At 64.8% G+C, this 5,282-nt stretch carries 6 protein-coding genes; 1 reads left to right on the top strand and 5 read right to left on the bottom strand.

What is annotated here, in order from left to right; genetic code table 11:
• Positions 1-169: 169 nt before the first annotated feature.
• Complete coding sequence (locus QZT71_RS11775) at positions 170-586, top strand: antibiotic biosynthesis monooxygenase (protein WP_295916445.1); 417 nt, start codon at positions 170-172, stop codon at positions 584-586.
• Positions 587-626: 40 nt separating this feature from the next.
• Here QZT71_RS11775 and QZT71_RS11770 read toward each other — a convergent pair whose 3' ends face one another.
• Genes QZT71_RS11770 through QZT71_RS11750 form a run of 5 tightly spaced genes read right to left on the bottom strand, consistent with a single transcriptional unit; the run spans position 627 to position 5,126 of the window.
• Positions 627-1,382: an RNA methyltransferase gene (locus QZT71_RS11770; protein ID WP_295916442.1), complete on the bottom strand. Its 756-nt coding sequence runs from the start codon at positions 1,380-1,382 to the stop codon at positions 627-629.
• The gene (locus QZT71_RS11765; protein WP_295916440.1) at positions 1,379-2,302 is read right to left on the bottom strand and encodes a ribonuclease Z; all 924 of its coding nucleotides are present in this window, start codon (positions 2,300-2,302) and stop codon (positions 1,379-1,381) included. Before QZT71_RS11765 ends, QZT71_RS11770 begins: the two co-directional genes overlap by 4 nt.
• A gap of 12 nt (positions 2,303-2,314) precedes the next feature.
• Positions 2,315-3,238: a thioredoxin-disulfide reductase gene (gene trxB / locus QZT71_RS11760; protein WP_295916438.1), complete on the bottom strand. Its 924-nt coding sequence runs from the start codon at positions 3,236-3,238 to the stop codon at positions 2,315-2,317.
• A gap of 20 nt (positions 3,239-3,258) precedes the next feature.
• Positions 3,259-4,266, bottom strand: a complete 1,008-nt coding sequence (locus QZT71_RS11755) for a WG repeat-containing protein (RefSeq protein ID WP_295916436.1) — start codon at positions 4,264-4,266, stop codon at positions 3,259-3,261.
• 2 nt (positions 4,267-4,268) lie between these two features.
• On the bottom strand, positions 4,269-5,126 hold the full coding sequence (locus QZT71_RS11750; protein ID WP_295916433.1) for a vWA domain-containing protein: 858 nt from the start codon (positions 5,124-5,126) through the stop codon (positions 4,269-4,271).
• Positions 5,127-5,282 lie beyond the last annotated feature (156 nt).

Below are 5,282 nucleotides of genomic sequence, written 5' to 3'. Positions count from 1 at the left end.
GGGAGGCGGCTGCCTGCGGGGCGGAAGCCTGAAGCGCGCCGGCAGGTTACGCGGCCGGCTGCACGGCCGCAATCCGTCGGCCCGTCGCTCTGCTGTCTTCCGGTGAACGGCCGTTTGGCGAATCAGGCCGGAATGGATATATTTGCAGGAAATAACCGATTAAAAGACGATGAGGAAAAGTTTGATGACGCTCCTGCTCGCCCTGTTTGCCGCAGCGGCCGGCAATGCGCAGCAGCCGGACGGGGCGGGAAAGCCGGTGCCGGAAAGGCAGTTGGTGCGGTTGTCGAAGATTACGGTCGACCCGGCTCGCCTCGCCGAATACAACGCTTGCCTGCGCGAGGAGATTGAGGCTTCGCTGCGGCTGGAGCCGGGCGTGATTGCCCTCTATGCCGTGGCTGGAAATGAACGCTCGAACGAGGTGACGATTCTCGAAATCTATGCCGGCCAGGCGGCTTATAAAAGCCATATCGCCACGCCCCATTTTCGGAAATACAAGGAGGGAACGCTCGATATGGTGCAGTCGCTCGAACTGCTCGATGTCGTGCCGCTGCATCCCGGCACCCTGCGGCAGACGCTTCCCCGGTGACGCCGGGGAATGCCCGTGTCCCGGCTCTTCGGCACCCGGTCTATTTTCCGCCTCCGGCGTTTGCCTGCCGACGGAATTCAGCGCAGACGATGCCCGTGGCCATCGCCACGTTGAGCGATTCGGAACCCCGGCGGCCGGCCGGGTAGGGCGGGACGAAGAGCTTGCGGGTGACGGCTTCCGCCGCCGCATCCGAAATGCCGCGTCCCTCGTTGCCCATGACGACGATTCCCGCCTGTGCGAGCTCCGTTTCGTAGATGTTGTCCCCCTCCAGGAATGTTCCGTATACGGGAAGTCCCCCGGCGGCGGCCCGCTCCAGAAATTGAGCAAGGCCGGTGTAGTGCACCCGGACGCGGAGTATGGCGCCCATCGTGGCCTGCACGACCTTGGGGTTGAAGCAGTCGGCCGAAGACTCGGAGCAGACGATGTCGGTGATGCCGAACCAGTCGGCCAGCCGGACGATCGTGCCCAGGTTGCCGGGGTTCTGCACGTCGTCGAGCGCCAGCGTCAGGCGGCCCGACAGCGCCCGCATGTCCAGTTCGTAATGCGGTATTTCGACCAGGGCCAGCGAGTTGCCCGCCGTCTTCAGCAGCGACAGCCGCTCCATCTCCCTGGTGCTGACGGTTTCGACTTCGGGCCCGGCGAACACCCCCTCCAATGCAAATATTTTGCGCACGTGCAGGTGCGACGCGCGCAGTTCGCCGATGAGTTTCTCCCCTTCGGCCACGAACAGTCCGTGCTCCGTGCGGCCGCGTTTGTCGGCCAGCGCGCGGACGAGTTGTATTTCGGCTTTTGTCATCGTTGTTTCTCTATGGAGAACGTAACCCCCTCGGTGGCGGGATAGGTTTCAGGGAAGAGCGCCCGGGACTCCTCGACCAGTACGTCCTCGTCCTTGTAACGCGACGAATAGTGCCCGATAATCAGGCGTTTCGCACCGGCTTTCAGGGCGGCTTTGGCCGCGTCGGCGGTCGTCGAATGCCCGCGTTCGCGGGCCGTTTTCTGCTCCGCTGCGGCGTAGGTCGCCTCGTGGTACATCAAATCGGCCCCCGCGGCCAGCTTTGCGGCCTTTGCCGAGAAGTTGGTGTCCGAAAGATAGGCGTACGAGCGGGGCGCATAGGGCCGGTAGGTCAGTTCGGCGTTGGGAATCACCTCGCCCGTGCCGAGCGTGACGTCCCCGCCCCGCTTGGCTGCGGTAATCTGTGCCACGGAGAGTCCGTATTTCGCAATCTTGAACTTGTCGACGTTCAGCGGCGGCTCCTTTTCGCGGAAGAGGAATCCGGCCGTCGGCACGCGGTGGCGCAGCGGAATGCTCCACACCTCGAGCGTGCGGTTTTCCAGCAGCAGTGCATGCCTGGTCGTGTCCACCTCCGTCCAGACCACCGGGTAGGGCAGTTCGCTGTCGAAATATTTGAGGTGGCAGGCCAGTATTTCGCCCAGCGGCGCCGGGGCGAAAATCCGCAGCGGGGTCTTGCGGCCGTAGAGCGCCAGCGTCGAAATCAGCGGGAAGAGTCCGAAGACGTGGTCGCCGTGCAGGTGCGAGATGAATACGGCCCGGAGTTTCAGCGGGTTGATGCCATAACGGATTAGTTGCTGCTGCACCCCCTCGCCCGCATCGACCAGGTAATACTGTTCGTGCACGTTGACCGCCTGGGCCGACGGGTGCCGGCTCACGGTGGGCTTTGCGGAAGACGATCCGAGTATGGTGACGCTGAAACTCATCCGTTCTGGCTTTTAACGCAGCAGAAAACGCTCGCAGTCGATGGCCGCGATGCAGCCCGAAGCGGCGGCCGTCACGGCCTGCCGGTAGTGCGGGTCGCGGACGTCGCCGGCGGCGAATACGCCCTCGATGTTGGTTATCGACGTTCCCGGCTCGACCTTGATGTAGCCCTCGGCGTCGAGGTGCAGCTGGTCGGCGAAAAGTTCGGTGTTGGGGTGATGTCCGATGGCCAGGAAGAATCCCGAGATGTCGATTTTGACCTCCTTGCCGTCGTTGCAGCGCAGCAAAGCCCCCGTCACGCCCGATTCGTCGCCCAGCACTTCGGCCGTGTTGTGGTTGAATATCACTTCGATGTTGGGCGTACTGAACACCCGCTGCTGCATGGCTTTCGAAGCGCGCAGGTGGGGCTTGCGCACGATCATGTAGACCTTGCGGCAAATCGAGGCGAGGTAGGTGGCCTCCTCGCAGGCGGTGTCGCCGCCGCCGACCACGGCCACGTCTTTCTTGCGGTAGAAGAAGCCGTCGCAGGTGGCGCAGGCGCTCACGCCCATGCCGCGGAATTTCGTTTCGGACGGCAGGCCCAGGTAGCGGGCCGATGCGCCCGTGGCGACGATGAGGGTTTCGGCCTTGAGCTCTTTCGTGCCGTCGATTACCACGTGGAACGGCCGCGACGAGAGGTCGACGCGCGTTACGGTGCCGATGCGGATTTCGGCGCCGAAGCGTTCGGCCTGGCGCCGCATGTCGGCCATCATCTGCTGGCCGCTGACGCCGTCGGGATACCCCGGGAAATTTTCCACCTCGGTGGTCGTCGTGAGCTGTCCGCCCGGTTCGATGCCCTCGTAGAGCACGGGCTGGAGGTTGGCGCGCGAAGTATAGATGGCGGCCGTGTAGCCGGCGGGGCCGCTGCCGATGATCAGGCATTTGATCGTTTCTTCCATAATCGTATTTTTTAGTGACGTTATCTGCAAATTTCAGGCCCGCAGGGCTCGGGAGCCTCCTGCCGGAATTCCGTGAGGCGGTGTCCGAGGTAGTCGAACAGCGCCCAGTGCCCGTTGTGGCGCACGTGCGCCACGCTCGCGGCGGGGTCGTAGTCCACGATTTCGTATTCGGGCGGTATGACATAGCTGCCCTGGCGGTCGATGAGCCCCATGCCCGTCGGGGTCTGCACCTCGGCGCGCCCCTCGCGGAAATCGCCCGCCCAGACGAACTGTGCCGGGATGACCGGGTTGTTGTCCGTGTCGACGAATCCGAATCCGCTTTCGTCCTCGACGCAGACCAGCCCCTCGAATACGTGGCTCGTCCACCGGTGGCCCGTCAGCCTCCGCAGCGGGTCGTACGGCGCGGCGATGTCTTTGACCAGCGGCTGCGGCGCGGGTGCGTCGGCGATCCTGCGGCGCAGCGACTCGAATGCCTCCGCGTCGCCCGTGCCGTTGTCCGCCGCGCCGATGCGGGCGTCGTAGTAGCGTATCGGGATGAAACGGCCCCGGCACCAGCGCAGGTTCGTTTCCTTGAGGTTGTTGTGCGTGAACTCCAGTTCGCGCAGGGAGTTCCGGAGCGTGTCGAGGGCCGCGAGCAGGGTCGCCTTGTCCTCGGTGATCAGCGCTTCGGCGAACTCCCGGCCTGCGGGCAGGTGCTGCAGAATCAGGTCGGTGCGACGCCCGCTCCCCGTTTCATCGTGCCAGCGCATTTCGCCCGGCAGGATGCGGTATTCGGCCAGGCACCCGGTGTTTAGCCGTCGCAGGGCCGAAGCCGTGCGTTCGGTGCGGAGCATGGCCGAGGGGGTCAGGGGCATGGCCACGAGCCAGCGTTCGCCGCGCCATTCGATTCCGGCTTCGATGAAGCACGTGGTGCGCATCAGGCGCGGCATGCCGCTGGAGTCCGTGACCACGCGTGCGTCGGCGAGCATCGCCAGCGACAGGTCGGGTGTCAGCAGCGCCCGGGTGAAGTGTTGCAGGGTCGCTATCATCGTTATTCGGTTTTGACACTGATGGAACCTATGTTGAGCATGGCGACCAGCTGGGCCGCCGAGGCGTTGTAGCTCATGCCGCGGAACGGCGGCACGGAGCCGGGGCCCTTGGCCTCGCGGATGGCTTCGTTGAATACGGCGGGCATCTCGCTCGAGCAGTCGTAGAGCAGCGCCGCATAGCGGTTGGTGTAGTTGGCTTCGCCCGCTTCGGGGAAGAATACGGGGCGTTCGGTGTCCCCGGCCGCAATGTGGATGTTAATCAGCAGGACGTTGCCGTCGGCTGTGCCGAGCGCCTTGATCTGGCTGCACACCGAGCGCAGCTCCTCGTCGTCGCAGTCGGTGGCCTCGCCGTCGGTGATGTTGAACACCACGGGCGGAAAACTCCGGGCGTTGGCCGCCTTGGCCGTCCATTCGGCCGCGATGTCGCGTACGCGGCGCAGCGCCTCGCACATCGGGGTCTGGCCTGCGGCGCAGGGTTCGATCCACGAAGGCGCGGGTATCTCGCGCAGGGCGATGTTGCCGTCCGGGAAGCGGTGCTCGACCACCTCGGTGCGCACCGGCATCTTCCCGGCCGCGAGGGTGCTGACCGAAACCAGCTCTTCGCCGCCCGGCAGCAGCGGGCGGACTTCGTCGTCGCCCGAGTATCCGATGACCGCGATGTCGTAGTAATCGCGCACGCCGTCGCTGCGGCGGGCCCGCTCGACCAGTTCGAACAGCAGGTCGTTCGTGATGGTGGCGACAGCCTCGGCCTTGGTCAGCCGGCGTCCCCGGAAGAGGATGCTTTCGGCCATCGAACCCGACCCGTCGATGGCCAGGATAAAGGCCGTGCGGTGGTTGCGTGTGATGCTCTGTGTGTACATGTCGCGTCTATTTAAGTCCCCGTACCGAGTAGTAGTCGTCGCGCATTTCCGCTTCGTCGTCGCTGTCGAGCCCGTAGCTGACCGCCATGTCGAGCGAGCAGTCGCGGTCACGGTCGGCGTCGGTCGTGCGGCGCATCGCGGCGTGGGCGTTGCGGC

It is taken from the genome of uncultured Alistipes sp. (assembly GCF_902388705.1).
Lineage (GTDB): Bacteria > Bacteroidota > Bacteroidia > Bacteroidales > Rikenellaceae > Alistipes.
The sequence above is the reverse complement of the archived record's forward strand: the minus strand, read 5'-3'. Positions and strand labels throughout refer to the sequence as shown.

Coding starts and splice junctions, on each gene's coding strand:
- QZT71_RS11775 (WP_295916445.1), top strand. CDS start 170: ATGAGGAAAAGTTTGATGACGCTCCTGCTCGCCCTGTTTGCCGCAGCG.
- QZT71_RS11750 (WP_295916433.1), bottom strand. CDS start 5,126: ATGTACACACAGAGCATCACACGCAACCACCGCACGGCCTTTATCCTG.
- QZT71_RS11755 (WP_295916436.1), bottom strand. CDS start 4,266: ATGATAGCGACCCTGCAACACTTCACCCGGGCGCTGCTGACACCCGAC.
- QZT71_RS11765 (WP_295916440.1), bottom strand. CDS start 2,302: ATGAGTTTCAGCGTCACCATACTCGGATCGTCTTCCGCAAAGCCCACC.
- QZT71_RS11770 (WP_295916442.1), bottom strand. CDS start 1,382: ATGACAAAAGCCGAAATACAACTCGTCCGCGCGCTGGCCGACAAACGC.
- trxB (WP_295916438.1), bottom strand. CDS start 3,238: ATGGAAGAAACGATCAAATGCCTGATCATCGGCAGCGGCCCCGCCGGC.